Source organism: Limibacillus halophilus (assembly GCF_014191775.1).
In the GTDB taxonomy this organism is placed as follows: Bacteria; Pseudomonadota; Alphaproteobacteria; order Kiloniellales; family CECT-8803; genus Limibacillus; species Limibacillus halophilus.
In genome coordinates, this window is sequence record NZ_JACHXA010000001.1 from 333,932 (window position 1) to 353,819 (window position 19,888).

Consider the following 19,888-nt stretch of genomic DNA (forward strand, 5'->3'; position numbering starts at 1 on the left):
TGTTGTCAGCCTTGCGGCGCGTCGCCCTGCTCGGTCGAAGCCTTCGCCGCAGAACCGTTCTCGCTGGCCCCGGCGGCTTGCTGCTTGGACAGCAACTGGCGGAAGTCGATCGGGCTAATCAACAACGGCGGGAAGCCTGACTCTATGGTGGCGCTGGATATGATTGAGCGCGCAAAGGGGAACAAATGGTGCGGGACTCCAACCAACAGAATCTGCTGTAGACGTTCGTCGTCCATCTCGGCAGAGACCGTCACCAGTGCGCCATACTGCAGTTCAATCATGAAAGCGGCTTGGTCACCGGACTTTGCTTCGACCTGCAGCGAAAGCACCACCTCGTAGCTTGTTTCCTGCAAGCGCCGCGCCTCGACATTGACATTAATGCCGATCTCCGGAGAGCTCTTCATGGATCCGTAAATCATGGGCGCGTTCGGATTCTCCACAGAGAGATCGCGCACGTATTGATTGTTGATTGAAAAGGGAATGGCGCTGCGGGGCGCTTCGTCAGCCATGAGGGTTCGCTTCTCCTGAACGGGTTTCCTGGCGTTCTGCTAGCACGGCTGATGCTGTGGGCGCAAGCAGCCGACGGCGATCTGCGGTCAGTGCCGGCTTGGGTCGAACGTCAGATGGTGGCAGTTTTGAAGTCCTTCGCCGGTAAGGCCCTGGATAAAGGCCCAATGACTGACAACGAGAGTCTTGTCAGTGTCGGGGGAGGTTCGGGTTTTGGCGACGAAAGAAATGCAGCGATGTTGCAGGTCGGCGGCACTTTCCGGCCCTGGGGACCACCAAATCTCTTCCAGATCGGAAAAATCCAATCCGCTGAAACGGGCGGCGAGCTTCGACCGGCTCGACCCGATATCGCAGCTAAAATAGGCCTGCTCGCGCACCAACGGCTCGATCTCTATCGGTAATTTCAGCGCTTCCGACAGAATCGAGGCGGTCTGTAGCGTTCGCGTATAGGGGCTAGAAAGGATGCGGCTGAAGCCAACGGTCGCCAAACGTTCCGCAGCGGCCCGGGCTTGCCGAAAGCCCTCCTCGGTCAGCTCGGGATCCTCAATCCCGGGGTCTTGCCGGGTTTTGCCGAAATGCAAATTGAAGTGCGACTGGGCATGACGCAAAAGAATCATGGTAGCGACCTTGGATCACTATCGTGAGGCCCTTCACCACGGCGCGCGCTTTCGTCGACCTCTTCGAATTCGCCCTCAATTACCCCGCCGCCCGGACTAGGCCTGCGTGGGGTGCCGTCGCGTCGAACCTTCACGAACCGCCCGGTACCGCTTCGCAATAGGTCGCGTATGGGCGGTAAAAGCAAAAGCACGCCGAGGGTGTCCGTAACGAAGCCCGGCAGCAGGATCAAGAACCCGGCTATAACCAGACACACGCCGTCGAACAACTCGCGGTCGGGCACGATGCCGGCGTCCATCTGCTGTTGAGCGCGCGTCAAGACGGCTAGGCCCTGTTGCTTGACCACGGCCACGCCGACCATCGTTCCCAACACCACCGCTACAAGCGTCGCCATGAGACCAATGGCCTCGCCTACCTGGATAAAGACCGCGATTTCAACCAGCGGAACAGCGATGATGGCGAGAAGTAATAGGATTGGCATGCTTGCTCTTTGTCTGTGTAGTTCTTATTTGTGGAAGGTCTGGTAGAATGCAACAAAAGCCCTATCTTCAGGAAGGGCTACGATAACCTGTGCAGCCGTACTCTGTACCGCCGTTCATGGCGGTCCGGCTTGAAACTTGGGAGAAGAGGGGCATTACTGCAACCCCATGAACGGATTTCAATTCATAGACATCCTCATTCTGGCTGTGATTGCCGGCGTGTTGTTTTTCCGGTTACGAGGCGTCTTGGGTCGGCGGACCGGCTTTGATGAGCCGAATGATCTGACTGGCTTCGAAGACACCGAAGAAGGTCCGGGAAAGAAGACGGCGCACCCTCAAGACGAAGATTCCGTGATCCAGTTGCCTGGCAATGACCGGCGAGAGTCGGCTATGAACGCCAAGCCGGATGTTTCGGGCGAAGGGGTGTCCAAGGCTGCTGAAGCCGGGTTGACCCAGATCGCTCTTGCCGACCCTGATTTTGATAAGGGCCGCTTCCTGCAGGGCGCCACGGCGGCCTTCGAAATGATCATCTCGGCCTTTGCTGCCGGCGACACGAAGACGCTACGCCCCTTGTTGGCCCGCGATGTCTATGAAGACTTTGCCGGTGCAATTAAGGCGCGCGAGGCCGACAAGCAAACGCTGGAAACGACTTTCGTCGGAATGCAGAAGGCCGAGATCACCGATGCCGAGCTGCGCGACCGTACCGCCTATGTCACCATCACCTTTGTTTCCGAGCAGATAAATGTTCTCAAGGACGAGGAAGGGCGGATTCTTGACGGTGACCCCAACAAGGTCAGCGCCATCACGGATATCTGGACGTTTGCACGCAACACCAAGAGCCGCGACCCGAATTGGTCGCTGGTCGCTACCGATGGCGGCAACTGATTGCCGAGAGAAGACCAGGCGCCATTATGCATGGTTTTCTTTGTTGGGTTTCCTCTTGGTCGGGTTGGCGGCTTGTGATGAGCCACAGACGGAGCAGCCGGAGGAAACCGTCACCCCTACCGAGTACCTGACACCGACGCCTCCCCCGGGAATAGACCTGGGCTCGCAGGCACGCCTACTGCCTCTCGACTTTGATGACCTGCCAGGGTGGTCGGAGGACCGCCAAACCGAGGCGTTGCCGGCGTTGATCCGGTCTTGCGAGCGATTGAACACGCTTCCGCTCGAGCGGGTGATGGAACCGGAGGCGTTAGCCATGACAGCAGGCGACTGGCGCGAAGCCTGCGGCGACCTGCCGGCATCCGATGCCGGGGTCGATACCGTACGGGCCTACTTCGAATCTCATTTCCGGCCCTTCGCGGTCGTCGATGAAGGCGGCCAATCGGACGGCTTGTTCACCGGATACTACGAAGCGGAGGTTCGGGCCAGCCTTGTGCCGTTGGCCGAGTACGACGTGCCGCTCTATCAACCGCCACAAGATCGCGTGACGGTCGATCTCAGCGCGTTTGGTGCGGATCTGCCAAAGCAAACCCTGGTCGGAAGAGTGGCGCAAGGGCGCTTGGTTCCCTATTACAGCCGTGCGGAGATCAATGCGGGGCAGCTGTCCGGGCAAGGGTTGGAGCTGATCTGGCTCGACGATCCAGTCGATGCTTTCTTTCTCTCAGTTCAGGGGTCGGGCGTTGCGACACTGCCGGACGGAAGCGAACTGCGACTAGGTTATGCAGCTTCCAACGGTCGTGAATTCTACGCCATCGGAAGGGCACTTATAGAGAGCGGCGAGCTGCCGCGGGATTCCCTTTCGATGCAGGGCATTCGTGACTGGCTGCGTGCCAATCCTGATCGAGCCAGCGAATTAATGGCGCGCAATGATCGCTACATTTTTTTCCGCATCGTCAATGGTGAAGGCCCCATCGGAACGCAGGGGGTGGCACTGACTCCACGTCGCTCGCTGGCCGTGGACCGCAGCGTCATACCTTTAGGTGCGCCGCTGTGGTTGGTGGTTGCAACTCCTGATGAATCCGAGCCGCGAGGGCGGCTGATGGTGGCACAGGATACCGGGAGCGCCATCAAGGGCGCTGTGCGGGGAGATTTCTTTTTCGGCTCGGGCGAACCGGCATTGGCCGAGGCTGGGCGAATGAAGGCAACGGGAAAGTACTGGTTGCTATTGCCGCAGGCTGTGGCCCAGCGACTATCACGACCCGATAGCTAGATGGTATTGCATTTGTAAAGTGGTCATACCATTGTCCGCCCCATCAACCAGCAGTGAACGGGTGCGGCGGAATGTTGAAGGAAAGGTCCAAGATATGAGTGATTCCAAACCACGCATCGGCCTTTTCGTGACTTGTCTGGTCGACTTGCTCCGGCCCAGTGTGGGTTTCGCTGCTGTCGAGTTGCTGGAAGCGTCTGGCTGCGTGGTAGAAGTGCCGCAGTCACAGACCTGTTGCGGGCAACCCGCCTACAACTCTGGCGATCGCAAGGATGCACAGGCCGTGGCGCGCGCGACCATCGAAGCCATGGAGGGCTTCGACTATGTGGTTGCGCCCAGCGGCTCTTGCGCCGCCATGTTGCGTGAACATTATCCCACGCTTTTCAAGGATGGCGATGTCTGGCGGGAGCGAGCCCGGCACCTGGCCGAACGAACCCATGAACTGATTTCGTTTCTGGTCGATGTACGTGGTCTTCAAGGCGTTTCCGCACGGCTTTCCGCGCACGCGACTTACCATGATTCCTGCTCGGGCCTGCGCGAGCTGGGCGTGAAGGATCAACCCAGGAAACTGCTAAACAGTGTTGAAGGCCTGCAGTTGACCGAACTCCGCGAGTCCGAGGTTTGTTGTGGCTTTGGCGGCACTTTCTGCGTCAAGTACCCGGATATCTCCAATGAAATGGTGACCAGCAAGGTGCGGGACATCGAAGCCAGCGGCGCAAAACTCTTGCTGGCGGGTGACCTTGGCTGTTTGCTGAATATGGCGGGTAAGCTCAAACGCCTGGGCTCTCAAGTCGAGGTGCGCCACGTCGCGGAGGTTCTAGCAGGACATATCGAGCAGCCCGCAATCGGTGAGGAGCGGAACTGATGCAGTCGCAGAGCCATGCTTTCAAGGAACGCTCAAGCGCGGCGCTTCAGGACGTGCAGCTGCAAAAAGCGCTCGCGAACGTCAAGACCGGTTTCATCGACAAGCGCGCCGCTGCCGCCGCCGCTCTGCCGGAGTTCGATGCGCTGCGCGACGCTGCGCGCGACATCAAGAACCATACGTTGGCTCATCTCGACCTCTACCTAGAGCGCTATGAGGAAAAAGTGATTGCCTCCGGCGGCACGGTGCACTGGTGCGCGACGGCGGCCGATGCCCGAGATGCCGTGGCTCAGATCTGTCGCTCCGCGGGTGCGAAAACCGTAACCAAGGGCAAATCGATGATCTCCGAGGAGATCGGGCTCAACGATCACCTGGAAGCCGAAGGGCTGACGGTCGTGGAAACCGATCTGGGTGAATACATCATCCAGCTTCGCAAGGAGCCGCCGAGCCACATTATTGCCCCGGCGGTTCATGTGACGCGCGAACAGGTAGAGGCTGATTTCCGCAGCCACCACAAAACCCTGCCAGATGACCGCAAGCTGGATGAGGCCGAATTGTTGGTCGCCGAGGCGCGCGAAATGCTGCGACAACGCTACCTGGAAGCGGATGTCGGCATCACCGGCGCTAATTTCCTGATCGCCGAGACCGGGACTTCGGTCATCGTTACGAACGAGGGGAACGGCGATCTGACGCAGAGTTTGCCCAAGGTCCACGTGGTTATCGCCAGTCTGGAGAAGATCGTCCCGACCCTGGAGGATACCTGCACGATCCTGCGCGTTCTGGCGCGTTCCGCGACCGGCCAGGAGTTTTCGTCCTACACGACCTTTTCCACCGGGCCGCGCCGCGCAGAAGACCCCGACGGTCCGGAGGCCTATCATGTCATTCTGCTCGACAATGGCCGTAGCGCGATGCTGGGTACCGAGTTCGAAGAGATGCTTCGCTGCATTCGCTGCGGTGCCTGTATGAACCATTGTCCGGTCTATCACGCGGTTGGCGGCCATGCGTACGGCTGGGTCTATCCCGGGCCGATGGGTGCGGTGTTGACCCCCAGCCTGATTGGGGTCGAAAAGGCCGGACAACTGCCCAATGCCTCGACCTTTTGCGGGCGTTGCGAGAGCGTCTGTCCGATGCGAATTCCCTTGCCGAAGCTTATGCGCCACTGGCGCGAGCGGGAGTTCGAGAAGCACCTGTCACCGGCAGCGGTTCGGTCCGGACTTTCGGCCTGGCGGTTCTTTGCGACGCGCCCCCGTCTCTATCATCTGGGCGGGCGCATCGCTGCGGCGATGATGGCACGGCTTGCCGGTCGCAAGGGGCGCTTGAAATCCTTGCTGTTGGGTGGGGGCTGGACGAAACACCGCGACTTTCCGGCACCGGAGGGCAAGACATTTCAGCAGCTTTGGGCGGAGCGCCAACGGTCGGAAGGGCCTGCCTCATGAGCGGCCCGCGTAGCAACATACTGGGGGCGGTTCGCCGTGCTCTAAAGGTCAGCGGCTCCGAAATGGACCGGCAAGACCGCGTTGGTGCGCGTTTGTCGGCACATGACCGCAATCTGGTCCCGGCCCGCAGTGATGGCGGTGCGGCCAGAAAGGTGGCGTTGTTTCGGCAGATGGCGGAAAAGGTGCAAACCAGTTTCGACGAGATCGGCGATATGGCGCAGGTCCCTGACGCAATAGCGGCATACCTTAAATCGCACAATCTGCCGCCCGAGTTGAAGGTTGCGCCCGCCAAGGACCTCGCCGATCTCGATTGGTCGTCGCAGCCGCTTCTTGCGGTGGCTTTCGGCAAGGCCGAAGAACCGGATCCGGTTTCCGTCACCCGGGCGCTTGCGGGTGTTGCTGAAACCGGAACTCTGGTGCTGCCATCCGGCCCAGAGAGCCCGGTCACCTTGGCCTTCCTTCCGGAAACCCACATCGTGGTGCTGCGCCGCGACGAGGTTGTCGGGCCTTACGAGGAAGCTTTCGACCGCTTGCGCGCGAAGCTTGGCGAGGGAGTGATGCCAAGAACGGTTAATATGATCTCCGGGCCCTCACGAACCGGAGACATTGAACAGCGGATCGAATTGGGCGCGCATGGCCCCAAACGCCTGCATGTCATTTTGGTTGGCGCTGCCGCCGGCGACGAGGGCTGACAATGGCCAGGGGCCCGCGCTTGTCTCCGGAGGATGAGATTCTCTGGTTTCGTGTGGCCGAGACCGTGGCGCCCCTTAAAAGCAAACGAAAGAAACCCGTCCTCCAGAGCGATGAAACGGCGTCGGCAACAGAGGCCGCGCCCGCCAAAAAACCTGCGGGCAAGGCAAAGGTTGCGAAAAGTAGAGAACCCTTACGCCCAGCAAGTCCGTCGGCCGCCCTGCGCCATAAGACACCGCCGCAGCTTGAACCGGGCCGGCTGGTCGATATCGACCGCCGCAACGCGGAGCGACTGCGCAGAGGCCAGCTCGAGTTGGAGGCTAAACTCGATCTACACGGTCATCGACAGTTTGAAGCCGAGGACGCCCTCGCCCGTTTTCTTGCCGCCAGCCAAGCAGCAGGCAAGCGTTGTGTGCTGGTCATTACCGGAAAGGGCCGCTTGGGCTCGGAGGACGGAATACTGCGCCAACGCTTGGGGGATTGGCTTAATGCCGAACCTAATAGGGGCCGTGTTGTCGCTTTCGCACGGGCGCAGCCGAAACATGGCGGCGGCGGCGCCTTTTACATTCTCCTGAAGCGTCTGCGCGGCTAAACTCCCAGCGATGACACCTTTCGGAGAAAAGATGCGCGCCCTAAGGGCTGTGCGCGGCGAGACCCTGCAAGAGATGGCGGCCGGGTTGGGAGTTTCCGCTGCCTATCTTTCGGCGCTCGAACACGGTCGTCGCGGGAGGCCAAACCGCCGCTTTGTCCACCGGGTTTGCCAGTACCTGGGCATCATCTGGGACGACGCGGAAGAGATACAGCGCCTTGCCGACATATCGCACCCCCGGGTGGTGGTGGATACCAGTGGATTGACACCCACCGCGACGCTATTGGCAAACCGGCTCGCTGAACGCATAGGAGAGCTTTCCGAAGAAAAACTGCAGTCGCTGCTGCTTCTGGTTGATGCCGGTAATGAGCGGACCTGATGGCTAACCTTCCGGGAGGCGAGCGGACGAAGCGGATTCTGGGTCTGACGGCGCCCGGATTGTTTGTCTTGCTTTGGTCGACCGGGTTTATCGGCGCCAAGCTCGGCGTACCCTATGCCGAACCGATGACCTTCCTGACCCTGCGGTTTGTTGCCGCTGGCACCCTGTTGACTCTCCTGGCGCTGGCAACGGGCGCGCCCTGGCCCAGTTCCTGGAAAGCCTTGGGTCATATCGCCGTCGTTGGACTGCTGCTCCAGGCGGTCTACCTGGGCGGGGTCTTCGTTGCGGTTTCACGCGGGATGCCCGCCGGGCCTTCGGCGTTGATTGTCAGCCTGCAGCCCCTGACCGTTGCTCTGCTCGCCGGCTTGACCCTTGGCGAACGGGTGTCGCGCCGGCAGTGGCTGGGCTTCGTTCTGGGTGTAATCGGCGTCTTTCTGGTGGTCGTGGAAAAGATCGATCCGGCGTCCCTGCCCGATCAAGAGGGGTTTGGATTTGTCGAGGTTGGTCTTTGCGCCTTGTCGCTTCTGGCCATCACCGCCTCGACGATCTACCAGAAGCGATTCGGCATGGCTGCGGACCTGCGCAGCGGCACGGCGCTGCAATATTGGGTCGCTGCGGTCGCAGCCTTGTTCGTCGCCTGGACGACCGAGGATATGCGGGTGGTCTGGACCGGCGAGTTTATCTTCGCGCTGGGCTGGTTGGTGTTGGTCCTGTCGATTGGCGCCGTCAGCCTGCTGATGTTCATGATCCGCATGGGCGAGGTATCGAAGGTCTCCAGCTATTTCTACCTCGTGCCGCCCTGTACGGCGGTGATCGCCTTCCTAATATTTGGCGAAACCCTGGGCCTGCTCGCACTGGCAGGAATGCTGGTGGCCGCCGTCGGTGTCGCCCTGGTGGTGCGTAGGGCCAGCTAGAGGATAAACTTAGAGAGATCGGCGTCCTTGACCAAATGCCCAACGCGGTCCTGTACGTCGCTTGCCTGAATTTCGATAGTCTCGCCGCCGCGATCTGTTGCGGTGAAGGAAATTTCCTCCAGCAGCTTTTCCATGACCGTCTGCAAGCGCCGCGCGCCGATGTTCTCAACCGTCTCGTTGATCTCGGCGGATAGGCCAGCGATGGCGTCGATGGCGTCGTCGGTGAAGCTCAGGGTCACGTCTTCAGTACCCATCAGGGCGATATACTGGGTAATGAGGCTGGCTTCCGGCTCCGTCAGGATGCGCTTGAAATCCTCGCGGGTCAGCGGCTGCAACTCAACGCGGATCGGCAATCGCCCCTGTAGCTCGGGCAACAGGTCGCTGGGCTTGGCGAGGTGAAAGGCGCCCGAGGCAATGAACAAAATGAAGTCGGTTTTGACGGTCCCGTGCTTGGTCGCGACCTGGGTGCCTTCGATCAAAGGCAGCAAATCGCGCTGCACGCCCTCGCGACTCACGTCCGCACCGCCGCGCGCGCCTTCCGAGCGGGCGGTGATCTTGTCGATCTCGTCCAGGAATACGATACCGTTCTGCTCGACGGCACGCAGGGCCTCGCTCTTCACCCGCTCTTCATCGAGCAGCTTGTCGGCCTCCTGTTCCGTCAGAACCGTCATCGCGTCGCTGATCTTCAGCCGCCGCGGCTTGGTACCGCCGCCGCCCAGCGCCTTGCCGAAGATGTCGCCCAGATCGATCATGCCCATCTGAGCGCCCGGCATGCCGGGAACGTCGAGCGTTGGCATCTGCAGGCCACCGGCCGCTGCCACCTGAATCTCGACCTCCTTGTCGTCCAGACTGCCTTCGCGCAGCATCTTGCGGAACTTCTGGCGTGTCTCAGCCGAGGCATTCTCTCCCACCAGCACATCCAGCACACGCTCTTCGGCCTGCAACTCTGCCTTGGCGCTAACCTCGCGGCGCAGACGTTCGCGGGTCATGGTGATCGAGATTTCCACCAAGTCACGGATGATGGATTCCACATCGCGACCGACATAACCAACTTCAGTGAACTTGGTGGCCTCGATCTTGAGGAAGGGCGCATTGGCGAGCCGGGCCAGCCGGCGGGCGATCTCGGTCTTGCCGACGCCGGTCGGGCCGATCATGAGGATGTTCTTCGGCAGAACCTCCTCGCGCAGGGCCTCGGGCAACTGCTGTCGCCGCCAGCGGTTTCTGAGCGCAATGGCGACGGCGCGCTTGGCGTCGGCTTGTCCGACGATGAAGCGGTCCAGTTCCGAAACCGTTTCGCGGGGCGAGAAGGCGCTCACGGCGGAGGCCTGACGCTCTCCGCTATTTGGCCGGAAGGCTTTCGACGACGATTGAGTCATTGGTGTAAATACAAATTTCCGCTGCGATTTTCAGGGCTTTTCGGGCTATGGCTTCGGCCTCCAGCCCGTCGATGTCGATAAGCGCTCTGGCCGCCGACAGTGCAAAGGAACCACCGGAACCGATGCCGATCAGGCCATCTTCCGGCTCCAGCACGTCGCCGGTACCGGTCAGTACCAAGGAATGCTCCGCATCGGCCACCGCCATCATCGCTTCCAGGCGGCGCAGATAGCGGTCGGTGCGCCAGTCTTTTGCAAGTTCGACGCAAGCGCGTACGAGCTGGCCGGGATGCTTTTCAAGCTTCGCCTCCAACCGTTCGAACAAGGTGAAGGCATCCGCGGTCGCGCCTGCAAATCCTGCGATCACGCGTCCGTCGCCCAGCGGTCGCACCTTGCGTGCGTTGGACTTGATAACGGTGTTTCCTAGCGTTACCTGCCCATCGCCCGCAATGACCACGCGGTCACCCTTGCGGACCGAAAGGATTGTTGTCCCATGCCAGACGGGACCGGATTGGTTTTGTTGTTCGCTCATGACCCGGCATAGATGGCCCGACACCGCCGCCGGGTCAAGCGATCACATGAAAACAAGCACCAGGGAAGGCTAATTCAATTGCACGTTCAGGTGTTTCAGGCCCTCCAGGATCGGGATGAAGAAATTGACACCTATCGAAGTTCCCGAACGTCCGCCGTCTACCCCGGCATAAGAAATCCCGACAGCGTTTCCGTTAGCATCGATCAACGCTCCTCCGCTGTTGCCGCCTTGTATGTCGACGTCCGCTTGGATAACCGGCAAACCTTCCTGGTTTAGGATGAAATTGCTCACGATTCCACGAGTGACTGTCCCGGATAGGCTTTCAAAAAGCGGCGCACCGACCGCAAGCACTTCCTCGGTCACGGCGAGCGGTTCAGTACGAACAGGGAGAGGTTTTCCTTCACCTTCTTGTAGCTGTAACAGGGCGACGTCACGCCTTGCGTCACGCCTCAGCACCGTAGCGATCACTCGCCTGCCGTCTCGGAACTCGATCGGCGCTTCTCTGGATTCACCGACAACATGGTAATTTGTGAGAAGAAGCGTCGGTGTAATGAAAAAGCCGGATCCGTGTCCCTTTCCAGCTCCGACGACGACCACGCCATCACGGATGTCTTCGATTTGCTCCGCGACCGGCGCATTGAAGCGTTTCCGCTGTTCCAGAATAAGCGGCTCGGTCGTCGGTTCGGCGCCTCCGGTTTGAAGCCCGGTGTTGCGTTGCAGTGTGCCGATAAACGCTTCGTCAGCGACAAGAGTTTGCGCAGAGTCCGCTATCGCGCCAACGAACAATGAAAAGAGAAAACTCTGACTTTCCCGTGGTTCCGTAACTTCGTAGTAACCCGGCAGTGATTTTTCGAACACCACGCGCCGCTCGAAAACCGAGAAAAGTTGCCATTCTATGGAAAGGAGCGCTTTACCGCTCTCTTTGCCGCTCCAAACGCCTTTCCAGGTATCCCAGTCCCGGCAAAGCGATGCCGAGATATTTTTGACCTTTGCACCAAGCAGAAACAGGGGGCTTTCTGCGCGATTGAAGGATTGCGTAAAAAGTCCACCCGAACCACCCGGTACGTTCAACCCCTTGTTCCAAAGCACCTTCTCCACTTCCGTAGAGACCTCAGCGTCGTCGTCGTTAATGCGACCCGGTTCCCAAATGATGTGGGTATCAGCCGCGAAGCATTCGTAGAGCACAAACTCGTACCCGCCGATATTGGCGCCTCTCGGTAGGTCAACCAATGTGCCGTCATATGCTATTGGCGCCAAATTCTCGCGCACCGGGAGCGGTGCAACCGGGTTAGATGGCTGCGGCAAGGGCGCATTGATCTTTGGCGCGGTCGATTGACATGCGGCTACGGCAAGAAATGGCACTAGAATAAGGCTTCGTAAAAGGTATCTTGGCATGATCCCCCCTTCAGTCGTTCTTATTTTGTTTTTCTTAAGGGAAAGAAAGCAGACTGGCCGCGGCGGATCAACCAGGCCTTGTGCTTTGAAGACAAATTTTCACGTAACGCGTCAGGATGCGATTGTGCCGTGGCCAAGTGCCACGCAAGCTGGTAAAAGTCCCGCCATCATTGGGGGTAGCCTGACGAGGAGAGGCGGCAAAGGACGATGGGCAGCGAAGCAGCGAAGACACAGCGCCAGGCGCGGGTGGAGCGCCAGACCAAGGAAACGCAGATCACCGCAAAGGTGGATCTGGATGGAACCGGCCGGTACGACGTTTCGACCGGTATCGGGTTTCTCGATCACATGATCGAACAGCTCGCACGGCATAGCCTGATTGACATCGAACTGGATTGCGAAGGTGACCTCCATATCGACGGCCATCACACCACGGAAGATTGCGGTATCGTGCTGGGCAAGGCCGTGGCCAATGCTCTGGGCGACCGGGCGGGCATTCGCCGTTATGGCCACGCCTACATTCCGATGGATGAGACTCTGACACGCTGTGCCTTGGATGTTTCCGGCCGGCCCTATCTTATCTGGAAAGTGGGTTTCACGCGGGACAAGCTTGGCGAAATGGATACAGAGCTCTTCCGGGAGTTTTTCCAGGCCTTCGCTCAGCATGGCGGCATTACGCTGCACGTGGAGAATCTCTACGGCGAGAACAGCCACCACATCATCGAATCGAGCTTTAAGGCGCTTGCGCGCGCCCTGAGGCAGGCGGTCGAAATCGATCCGCGATTGGATGGTGAGATTGCTTCGACCAAGGGCACCTTGCTCTAGGCCAGCCGCCTCGAAGGGGAAAGCAATGAGCGTCGCCGTCATAGATTACGGCTCCGGGAACCTGCGGTCGGCAGCAAAGGCTCTTGAGCGCGCGGCCAGGGACCGAGGGCTGGGGATGGAAGTAGTCGTGACCAGTGAGCCAGACGTGGTTCGCAAGGCCGACCGCGTCGTCTTGCCGGGTGTTGGCGCTTTTGCCGATTGCCGCCGGGGCTTGGACGCGCTTTCAGGCATGATGGAAGCCGTGCAAGAAGCGGCGATGGTCCAGGCCAAGCCGTTTTTGGGTATCTGCGTGGGCATGCAGTTGATGGCGAGTGTCGGTCGCGAGCACCGCGACACGGCGGGCTTCGATTGGATTGCCGGGGAAGTCGTTGCGCTATGCCCTGCTGATCGGGCTCTCAAGATACCGCACATGGGCTGGAACGAACTTGTGATCGACAGACCGGACCATCCGGTCCTTGGCGGCTTGGCCGAGGGGACCCACGTTTACTTCGTGCATAGCTACCATCTCTTGCCCAAGGATCCGGCTGTACGCCTCGCGTGGGTCGATTATGGCGGCTCGGTTACCGCCGTCGTCGGGCGAGACAACATCATCGGGACGCAGTTTCATCCCGAGAAGAGTCAAGCGGCGGGCTTGCGCCTGCTGGGGAATTTTCTGGAGTGGAAACCATGAGTGAGCGCCTATCCGTCATCGAACCTCTCACCGCTGTAGAGCGGATCGAGAGTCTGTCCGGACGTGATTTGCACGACCTGTGCGATGCGACCGAGGCAGCGATTGATGCGGGCGGCGGTTTCGGTTGGCTTTCACCCCCGCCCCGTCAGACTCTCGAGACCTACTGGAAAGGCGTTCTGTTGGTTCCCGAGCGCAAGCTCTTCGTTGCCAGGCTCGACAAGGTCATTGCCGGATCGGCCCAGCTTCAGCGCAACGCCCGCAATAACGAGGCCCAAGCCGAGGTTGGGCAGATCACCTCGCACTTCCTGGCACCCTGGGCCCGCGGGCATGGCTTGGCCGGGCAAATGATCGAGGCCATCGAAGCCGCGGCGCGCGCCGCGGGAGTCAAAGTATTGAACCTGGACGTGCGCGAAACCCAAGAGCGTGCCATCCAGGTCTATCAAAGCCTTGGTTTCAAGCAATGGGGGCACCACCCTCGTTATGCGCGGGCGGATGGCACTTGGGTCGGTGGACTGTACTTCACGAAGTCGCTGGATCAGGAAGAAGGGTCGGCCGCATGATTCTCTATCCGGCCATTGATCTGAAGGACGGCCAAGCCGTGCGTTTGCTGCGCGGCGAGATGGACCAAGCGACCGTCTTCAATGACGATCCCGCCGATCAGGCGGCCAAGTTCGAGGCCATGGGTTTCGAGTGGTTGCACTTGGTTGACCTCAATGGCGCTTTTGCGGGCAAGCCCGTGAACGCTGCAGCCGTCGAGGCGATCCGCGCCCGTGTCACCCTGCCGATGCAATTGGGTGGCGGCATACGGGATAGGGCGACCATTGAGCGCTGGCTGGAAGCAGGTATCACGCGGGTCATTCTTGGCACCATCGCCGTACGCGACCCGGCCTTGGTTATCGAGGCCTGTAAAGCGCATCCGGGAGCGGTGGTCGTCGGTATCGATGCGCGCGCGGGCCGGGTGGCGGTCGAGGGTTGGGCGGAGGCGAGCAGTCTCCAGGCCGACGAATTGGCGCGCCGGTTCGAGGACGTGGGCGTGGCCGCCATCGTCTATACGGATATCGACCGGGACGGCGCGCTACAGGGTATCAACCTGGAGGCGACGGAAGCTCTTGCCAAAGCCGTCAGTATTCCGGTCATAGCTTCTGGCGGTCTTGCCTCCATCGAGGACATACGGGCGCTCAAGGCGCGTGAGGAAAGCGGCATCGCGGGCGCGATTTGCGGTCGGGCCCTTTACGACGGCAGGTTGGATCCGGCAGCGGCCCTGGCGTTGGCTCGAAAGGCCGCGTGATGTTGAAGGCCCGCATAATCCCCTGTCTGGACGTTAAAGACGGACGTGTCGTGAAGGGCGTGAACTTCGTCGGCTTGCGTGATGCCGGGGATCCGGTCGAGCAGGCGCGAATTTACGACGCCGCCGGGGCCGATGAGCTTTGCTTTCTGGACATCACGGCCAGCAACGAAAATCGCGGCATTATCCTAGATGTCGTGCGTGCCACGGCTGAACAGTGCTTCATGCCGCTTACGGTGGGCGGAGGTGTGCGTACGCTGGAGGATATCCGCAAGCTTCTGCTGGCGGGCGCCGACAAAGTCTCGATCAATACCGCAGCGATAACCAATCCTGAGTTCGTGCGCGAGGCGGCGGAAAAGTTCGGCACCCAGTGCATCGTGGTGGCCATTGACGCGAAGCAAGTGAGTCCGGGCAAGTTTGAGATCTTCACGCATGGCGGTCGCAACGCGACGGGCATTGACGCGGTCGAGTGGGCGCGAAAGATGGAAAGCTTTGGCGCCGGCGAGATCCTGCTGACTTCGATGGACCGGGATGGCACAAAGATCGGTTACGACTTGGCATTGACCAGAGCGGTATCCGACGCTGTACGCGTACCGGTGATCGCTTCCGGGGGTGTCGGTACGCTTGAGCATCTGGTCGCAGGCGTTAAAGATGGTCATGCGGCGGCCGTTCTGGCGGCCTCGATTTTTCATTTTGGTCAACATACTATCGCGGAAGCAAAAGACGCCTTGCAGTCGGCGGGAATAGCCGTGCGGCCAGCCAAGGCAGAGGGGGACGTGATGGACAACAGCAATTGTAGCGGCGACCATATCCTGGACCGCCTCCATGACGTTGTGCTTTCGCGTAAGGGCGCTGATCCCAAGAGTTCCTATACCGCGAAGCTCTACGCAAAGGGGCTTAAGAAAATTACACAAAAGCTTGGCGAGGAGGCTGCGGAAACGATCATCGCCGGCTTGGTTGAAGATAAAAAGGCCTTGGCGGGCGAGAGCGCCGATTTGCTTTACCACCTGATGGTGCTTTGGGCAGCGCGCGACCTTGATCCGCGGTCGGTGTGGGAGAAGCTGGAGGAGCGGACCGCGACCTCCGGCTTGACGGAAAAGGCTAGTAGGAAGAAGGCGTGAACCATGGGCTATGACAGCAGCAACATCTTCGCCAAGATCGTTCGCGGCGAAATTCCCTGCGACAAGGTTTATGAGGACGACCACGTTCTAGCGTTCAGGGACATCAATCCGCAAACGCCGACGCACGTTTTGGTCATTCCCAAAGGAGAGTACCAGTCGTACGTCGATTTCTCGCAACAGGCCAGCGACCTCGAAATACTTGCCTTTACGCGGGCTGTCGGTCGCATCGCTAGCGATTTGGGCTTGGATGAACCGGGTTACAGAATAATCGCCAATCATGGCCGCGACGCTCGCCAAGAGGTGCCGCACTTTCACCTGCATATTTGCGGGGGCGAGGACATGGGGCGCATGATCAAGCCGAACCGGAGCTAGCCCCTGGATCGACGGACTTGCGAGCGCTTCCGGGCTCGGCCAGACTGTGCGGCATGACAACTGACGAAAACTACAAGGCCAAGAGGAAATTCGAGCGGCGTGTGCCGCGGGGCGATGATCAGGAACGCCTGGTCTGTAGCGATTGCGGCTTCATCCAGTACGAGAATCCGAAGGTTGTCGTGGGGTCGGTCGTGACTTTCGGCGATCGGATACTGCTCTGCCGCCGCGCCATCGGGCCGCGCATCGGTTACTGGACCTTGCCGGCCGGTTATATGGAATTGAATGAGGACCCGGAGACCGGGGCCCGCCGCGAAGCCTGGGAGGAAGCGCGGGCGGCAATCCAGATCGAACGACTTCTGGCCGTTTATTCCATACCGCGGATCAGTCAGGTCCAGCTTATCTATCGCGCCAGTCTTGCCGAGCCCAGTTTCGAGGCCGGACCGGAAAGCCAGGAGGTGGCGCTTTTCGATTGGTCTGAGGTTCCTTGGAAGGAAATCGCCTTCCCTTCGGTCCATTGGGCGCTCGGCCATTACCGGGAAAGCCGGGATCAGGAGAGTTTTACACCCTTCTCAAACCCCGAAGGCGAAACCGGCGTCTATTGATCGCGTAGTCAGCGGCTCAAACGCCGGCCGCAACCTTACGGTGCGGCGCGCCGTAAGTGTTGGGCAGCGCATCGATGTGCGTCTGCATCAACTCGGTCTCCAGTTCCTCCTCGTCGGTGACGGGCCTCAAAGAAGCGTCCATATAGTCCCGCGCCTTGGGGTCTTTCTTGATACGGCGACGAATCATGCCGAAGCGGTAAAGCAGCAACAGCCAGGACGCCTGATTGTGCAGGACTTGGGCAAAGCGTTTGGGCCAGAATGTCAGGGCAGACTCGATCGGCATTCCATGGCGTCGCTGGCTGCGCACCCGGCGCCGGAACCAGCCACCTTCCAGGGGATGCAGCCTTTCGATCGATACACAGCCGTAAAACCAGAGCATCAGGAACATCAGGTTGCCGACATTCATGCGGCAGGCAGCCGCTCGGCGCATGATGGTTTCGACGTGATCCAGCGCATAGTAAGACTCCCAAACCTCGGCGTAGATGGCTTCCCACGCGGCGTCCGACATGCTCGGATGATGGGTCGTACGGTGGTTGAGGTCGTACTTGTTCATGTCCGGGTCCATCCAGACTTGCTTCAAATAGAGGGTCTTGTGATCCTCCGAGCCCGGCAAGGGTGTCAGGAAGAAGAACTCAAGCAGGTCGACGGGCAGTTCGTGTTTGATGATCTCGATATCGCGCCTGATCTTCTCCGGTGTGTCCTCGGGAAATCCTAAAATGTACCCTGCATAGGTCAGCACGCCCTGGGCCTTCCAGGCTTGCAGCATCTTGCGATACTCCCAGATCTTGTTCTGGCGCTTTTTGGCGGCGACAAGATTGTCCGGATTGATGTTCTCCAGGCCGATGAAGACCCGCTTAACGCCTGCACGAGCGCATTTTTCGATAAAGTTCGGCGTCTTGTGGCAGAGCGTGTCGACCTGAATGACAATGGAGAACTTGAGCTTCTCCTCTTCGCGCAGATGGATAAGGCGATCCATGATCTCCTCCCAGCTGCGATTACGCGCGAAGTTGTCGTCGGTGATGAAGAATCGCTTGATGCCCTGCTCCAGATTCTCGCGGACGATGGCCTCCACGTCGTCGGGCGAGCGAGTGCGTGACTTACGGCCCTGCACGTTGATGATCGTGCAAAAGGAACATTGGAAAGGGCAGCCGCGCCCGGCATCGAAAGAGGTGTTGGCTCCCGCCGTATGTGCCACCACGTCAGCGGGCAGGAACGGCACGACCGCACCTTCCAGATTGGGTAGATCGGCCATGAAATTGTAAAGCGGGTTCAGGGCTCCGGCGTAACAGTCCTTGAGAATGAGGTCGAACCGCCCTTCCGCCTCCCCGGCGAAAAGCGAAATGCCCATTTCCTGGGCTTGGCGGATATCAAGCGGTAGCTCCGGCAGCATCGAGAGACAACCGCTGACGTGAAAGCCGCCGATTCCCACCTGCAGCCCGGCGTCCCTGAAGGGTCTGGCGATATCGATGGCGCGCGGAAACTGGTTGGACTGTACGCCAACCAAACAGAGCATACCGCCATCCGCGCCGGCAAGATTGCGCAGCATGCGCTTTATCGGCAGCACGCGGTTGGTCTCGTCATAGGCGTCGATTGTGACTTCTACGTCCGGCCCCAGGACGCCTTCGTTCTTGCACAGCCGCGCAAGGCCGTAGAGCTGCGCCAGCGTGTTCGACGGAATGGCCGAACGCAGCCACTGAATGACATAGCCGTCGTCGTCGTAATGCGACGGTTTAACGAGAATCAGCCGGAAGGATTTCTTTGCGTGGTTCTTCCCTGTACCGGCAGCGGCATTTTTGCCCATGCGACAGGCCCCCCTATACAGCGCCTCATAAAACGGGCGCGCCGCTAGTCTAGCTATAGCCGGGCATCTGCGCAAACGGCCGTAAGTGAAGGCCAGCCCGCGCAAGGCACGGAGTTAGCGGCGACCGTCTTCTCGGCGTGGCTTGCGAATCTTTCTGGCGCGGGCGTCCTGTCCGACATGCATGCCCGGCGGCAGGCGCCCCACTTTTGGGAAGGGGCGGCTGTCCAGGCAATCAAAATGGCTGTCGTGAATCAGGCAGCTTAGCCGTGCCGTCGGCCAAACCATGAAACGCAGCAGGTCTTGATCGAACGTCGGTGACGCGGCGCGGAAGTTTCGGAAAGCGGCGAGCAGCTCGGTGACCGGCGGCAGAACGCCGCCCACGCCGCCCCATAGCCCGGCCAGGATCAGGTCGGTATGGCTGATCCAGTCGCGCATGATGTGAAAATAGCGCCCGCTTGACAGCCACTCATCGACGGCGGCCCGCTCTTGGGTATTGATGACGGCGTCGGCGTCGCGCACTAGAAAACGCCGCACCTCCGGATCGCTTGCCACCTCGAAGCGCCACAAAAGGCCCTCATAGAAAACTTTGGGTTTGGGTCGCTGAACAACTTCGGCGCGAAGCGATGTTAGCTGTTTGGTGACGGTCTCGGGGACGCTGTCATCGACATAGAAACGCGCGGTCCAACCGGGATAGATATCCGGCGTCAGCAGCGCATTCCGGAGCGCGCCTTGCGTATAGCGGGGATCGCTGCCCCACAAGCTGAAGGAAATAATGTTCCGATGCGGTTGGGTCGGATCGAAAAGCGAAGGCGCTTCCTTGGGTAGCGGGAAGGCCTTTCCTTCCTTGCAGGCTTGTTGGTCCTTGGCCAGCAGGGCGGCGGCACCCTCCGCGCGCGCCTCTGCCAGGCGGCCAAGACGTCCATAACAATTGGCGAGACCATCCATCAAGTTAGGCGTGCGGTTGCCGAGTGAGCGTGACTTCTCCAAGGCCTGCACGGCTTCCTGGATTCTGCCGAGCCGGATCAGCGTCACGCCCTGGTTCTCGAAGACGCTGGGTTCCTCCGGAAAGAGCTTGGTTGCCTCCTTGAAAACCGCGACGGTGTCCTCGAAGCGCCCGGCGTTGAAAAGGCTGAGGCCCAGCAGCAAGTGGTCCTGCAAATGGGCCTTGCCGCCAGCGCGCCGTTTGGCGATCAGGTCGCGCAGCAGTGCCTCTGCATCACTGAAGCGCCCAGCCTCCGATAGCTTCAAGGCTTCCCTGTGTTCCGGCTCCATACCTTCTCCCCCACGCTTGCCCC

At 60.0% G+C, this 19,888-nt stretch carries 23 protein-coding genes and 1 pseudogene; 16 read left to right on the forward strand and 8 right to left on the reverse strand.

Annotated features, from left to right (window positions below; genetic code table 11):
• Window positions 1-5 precede the first annotated feature (5 nt).
• The 3 genes from secB to FHR98_RS01550 all read right to left on the reverse strand — a co-directional run bounded on the left by secB (window position 6) and on the right by FHR98_RS01550 (window position 1,603).
• The gene (gene secB, locus FHR98_RS01540) at window positions 6-509 is read right to left on the reverse strand and encodes a protein-export chaperone SecB (protein ID WP_183414861.1); all 504 of its coding nucleotides are present in this window, start codon (window positions 507-509) and stop codon (window positions 6-8) included.
• Between the two features lie 87 nt (window positions 510-596).
• Complete coding sequence (locus tag FHR98_RS01545) at window positions 597-1,124, reverse strand: histidine phosphatase family protein (protein WP_183414862.1); 528 nt, start codon at window positions 1,122-1,124, stop codon at window positions 597-599.
• Window positions 1,121-1,603 (reverse strand): FxsA family protein, encoded by a 483-nt coding sequence (locus FHR98_RS01550; protein ID WP_183414863.1) that lies wholly within the window; start codon window positions 1,601-1,603, stop codon window positions 1,121-1,123. Before FHR98_RS01550 ends, FHR98_RS01545 begins: the two co-directional genes overlap by 4 nt.
• A 166-nt stretch (window positions 1,604-1,769) precedes the next feature.
• Here FHR98_RS01550 and FHR98_RS01555 point away from each other — a divergent pair, with 166 nt between their 5' ends.
• The 8 genes from FHR98_RS01555 (at window position 1,770) to FHR98_RS01590 (ending at window position 8,620) form a co-directional block, all read left to right on the forward strand.
• Window positions 1,770-2,486, forward strand: coding sequence for a Tim44/TimA family putative adaptor protein (locus tag FHR98_RS01555; protein WP_183414864.1), 717 nt, complete (start codon window positions 1,770-1,772; stop codon window positions 2,484-2,486).
• 43 nt (window positions 2,487-2,529) lie between these two features.
• Entirely contained in the window at window positions 2,530-3,753 is a 1,224-nt protein-coding gene (gene mltA / locus FHR98_RS01560; protein WP_183414865.1) for a murein transglycosylase A, read from the forward strand.
• Between the two features lie 94 nt (window positions 3,754-3,847).
• Complete coding sequence (locus tag FHR98_RS01565; protein WP_183414866.1) at window positions 3,848-4,615, forward strand: (Fe-S)-binding protein; 768 nt, start codon at window positions 3,848-3,850, stop codon at window positions 4,613-4,615.
• On the forward strand, window positions 4,615-6,048 hold the full coding sequence (locus tag FHR98_RS01570; RefSeq protein ID WP_183414867.1) for a LutB/LldF family L-lactate oxidation iron-sulfur protein: 1,434 nt from the start codon (window positions 4,615-4,617) through the stop codon (window positions 6,046-6,048). Before FHR98_RS01565 ends, FHR98_RS01570 begins: the two co-directional genes overlap by 1 nt.
• Window positions 6,045-6,740 (forward strand): LutC/YkgG family protein, encoded by a 696-nt coding sequence (locus FHR98_RS01575; RefSeq protein WP_183414868.1) that lies wholly within the window; start codon window positions 6,045-6,047, stop codon window positions 6,738-6,740. The genes FHR98_RS01570 and FHR98_RS01575 overlap by 4 nt, the downstream gene beginning before the upstream one ends.
• A 2-nt stretch (window positions 6,741-6,742) precedes the next feature.
• Window positions 6,743-7,330 carry a Smr/MutS family protein gene (locus tag FHR98_RS01580; RefSeq protein WP_183414869.1) on the forward strand — a complete coding sequence of 196 codons (588 nt, stop codon included), beginning with the start codon at window positions 6,743-6,745 and terminating at the stop codon, window positions 7,328-7,330.
• Window positions 7,331-7,361: 31 nt separating this feature from the next.
• On the forward strand, window positions 7,362-7,706 hold the full coding sequence (locus FHR98_RS01585; protein WP_437126606.1) for a helix-turn-helix domain-containing protein: 345 nt from the start codon (window positions 7,362-7,364) through the stop codon (window positions 7,704-7,706).
• Window positions 7,706-8,620, forward strand: coding sequence for a DMT family transporter (locus FHR98_RS01590; protein ID WP_183414871.1), 915 nt, complete (start codon window positions 7,706-7,708; stop codon window positions 8,618-8,620). The genes FHR98_RS01585 and FHR98_RS01590 overlap by 1 nt, the downstream gene beginning before the upstream one ends.
• Here the strand turns inward: FHR98_RS01590 and hslU are convergent.
• From hslU to FHR98_RS01605, 3 genes are all read right to left on the reverse strand, one after another.
• Entirely contained in the window at window positions 8,617-9,936 is a 1,320-nt protein-coding gene (gene hslU / locus FHR98_RS01595; protein ID WP_322091202.1) for an ATP-dependent protease ATPase subunit HslU, read from the reverse strand. The two genes, FHR98_RS01590 and hslU, sit on opposite strands and share 4 nt — an antisense overlap.
• A 22-nt stretch (window positions 9,937-9,958) precedes the next feature.
• Window positions 9,959-10,525, reverse strand: coding sequence for an ATP-dependent protease subunit HslV (gene hslV, locus FHR98_RS01600; protein ID WP_183414873.1), 567 nt, complete (start codon window positions 10,523-10,525; stop codon window positions 9,959-9,961).
• Between the two features lie 69 nt (window positions 10,526-10,594).
• Entirely contained in the window at window positions 10,595-11,920 is a 1,326-nt protein-coding gene (locus FHR98_RS01605) for a S1C family serine protease (RefSeq protein WP_183414874.1), read from the reverse strand.
• Window positions 11,921-12,127: 207 nt separating this feature from the next.
• Between FHR98_RS01605 and hisB the strand changes: the two genes are divergently transcribed.
• The 8 genes and pseudogenes from hisB to FHR98_RS01640 all read left to right on the forward strand — a co-directional run bounded on the left by hisB (window position 12,128) and on the right by FHR98_RS01640 (window position 16,792).
• On the forward strand, window positions 12,128-12,742 hold the full coding sequence (gene hisB / locus FHR98_RS01610) for an imidazoleglycerol-phosphate dehydratase HisB (protein ID WP_183414875.1): 615 nt from the start codon (window positions 12,128-12,130) through the stop codon (window positions 12,740-12,742).
• Between the two features lie 25 nt (window positions 12,743-12,767).
• Window positions 12,768-13,412: an imidazole glycerol phosphate synthase subunit HisH gene (hisH, locus tag FHR98_RS01615; RefSeq protein WP_183414876.1), complete on the forward strand. Its 645-nt coding sequence runs from the start codon at window positions 12,768-12,770 to the stop codon at window positions 13,410-13,412.
• Entirely contained in the window at window positions 13,409-13,972 is a 564-nt protein-coding gene (locus FHR98_RS01620; protein WP_183414877.1) for a GNAT family N-acetyltransferase, read from the forward strand. Before hisH ends, FHR98_RS01620 begins: the two co-directional genes overlap by 4 nt.
• Window positions 13,969-14,700: a 1-(5-phosphoribosyl)-5-[(5-phosphoribosylamino)methylideneamino]imidazole-4-carboxamide isomerase gene (gene hisA, locus FHR98_RS01625; RefSeq protein ID WP_183414878.1), complete on the forward strand. Its 732-nt coding sequence runs from the start codon at window positions 13,969-13,971 to the stop codon at window positions 14,698-14,700. Before FHR98_RS01620 ends, hisA begins: the two co-directional genes overlap by 4 nt.
• Window positions 14,700-15,455: pseudogene (hisF, locus tag FHR98_RS01630) on the forward strand (imidazole glycerol phosphate synthase subunit HisF); the annotation flags it as partial. The gene hisA and the pseudogene hisF, both read left to right, overlap by 1 nt.
• Window positions 15,456-15,476: 21 nt before the next feature.
• Window positions 15,477-15,818, forward strand: a complete 342-nt coding sequence (locus FHR98_RS16610; protein WP_246377360.1) for a phosphoribosyl-ATP diphosphatase — start codon at window positions 15,477-15,479, stop codon at window positions 15,816-15,818.
• A 3-nt stretch (window positions 15,819-15,821) separates the two neighbouring features.
• Window positions 15,822-16,190 (forward strand): histidine triad nucleotide-binding protein, encoded by a 369-nt coding sequence (locus tag FHR98_RS01635; protein WP_183414880.1) that lies wholly within the window; start codon window positions 15,822-15,824, stop codon window positions 16,188-16,190.
• A gap of 53 nt (window positions 16,191-16,243) precedes the next feature.
• On the forward strand, window positions 16,244-16,792 hold the full coding sequence (locus tag FHR98_RS01640; RefSeq protein WP_183414881.1) for an NUDIX hydrolase: 549 nt from the start codon (window positions 16,244-16,246) through the stop codon (window positions 16,790-16,792).
• A 16-nt stretch (window positions 16,793-16,808) separates the two neighbouring features.
• Here the strand turns inward: FHR98_RS01640 and FHR98_RS01645 are convergent, their stop codons facing one another.
• On the reverse strand, window positions 16,809-18,593 hold the full coding sequence (locus FHR98_RS01645) for a B12-binding domain-containing radical SAM protein (protein ID WP_183414882.1): 1,785 nt from the start codon (window positions 18,591-18,593) through the stop codon (window positions 16,809-16,811).
• A gap of 114 nt (window positions 18,594-18,707) precedes the next feature.
• Entirely contained in the window at window positions 18,708-19,865 is a 1,158-nt protein-coding gene (locus FHR98_RS01650; RefSeq protein ID WP_183414883.1) for a tetratricopeptide repeat protein, read from the reverse strand.
• Between the last annotated feature and the right edge of the window lie 23 nt (window positions 19,866-19,888).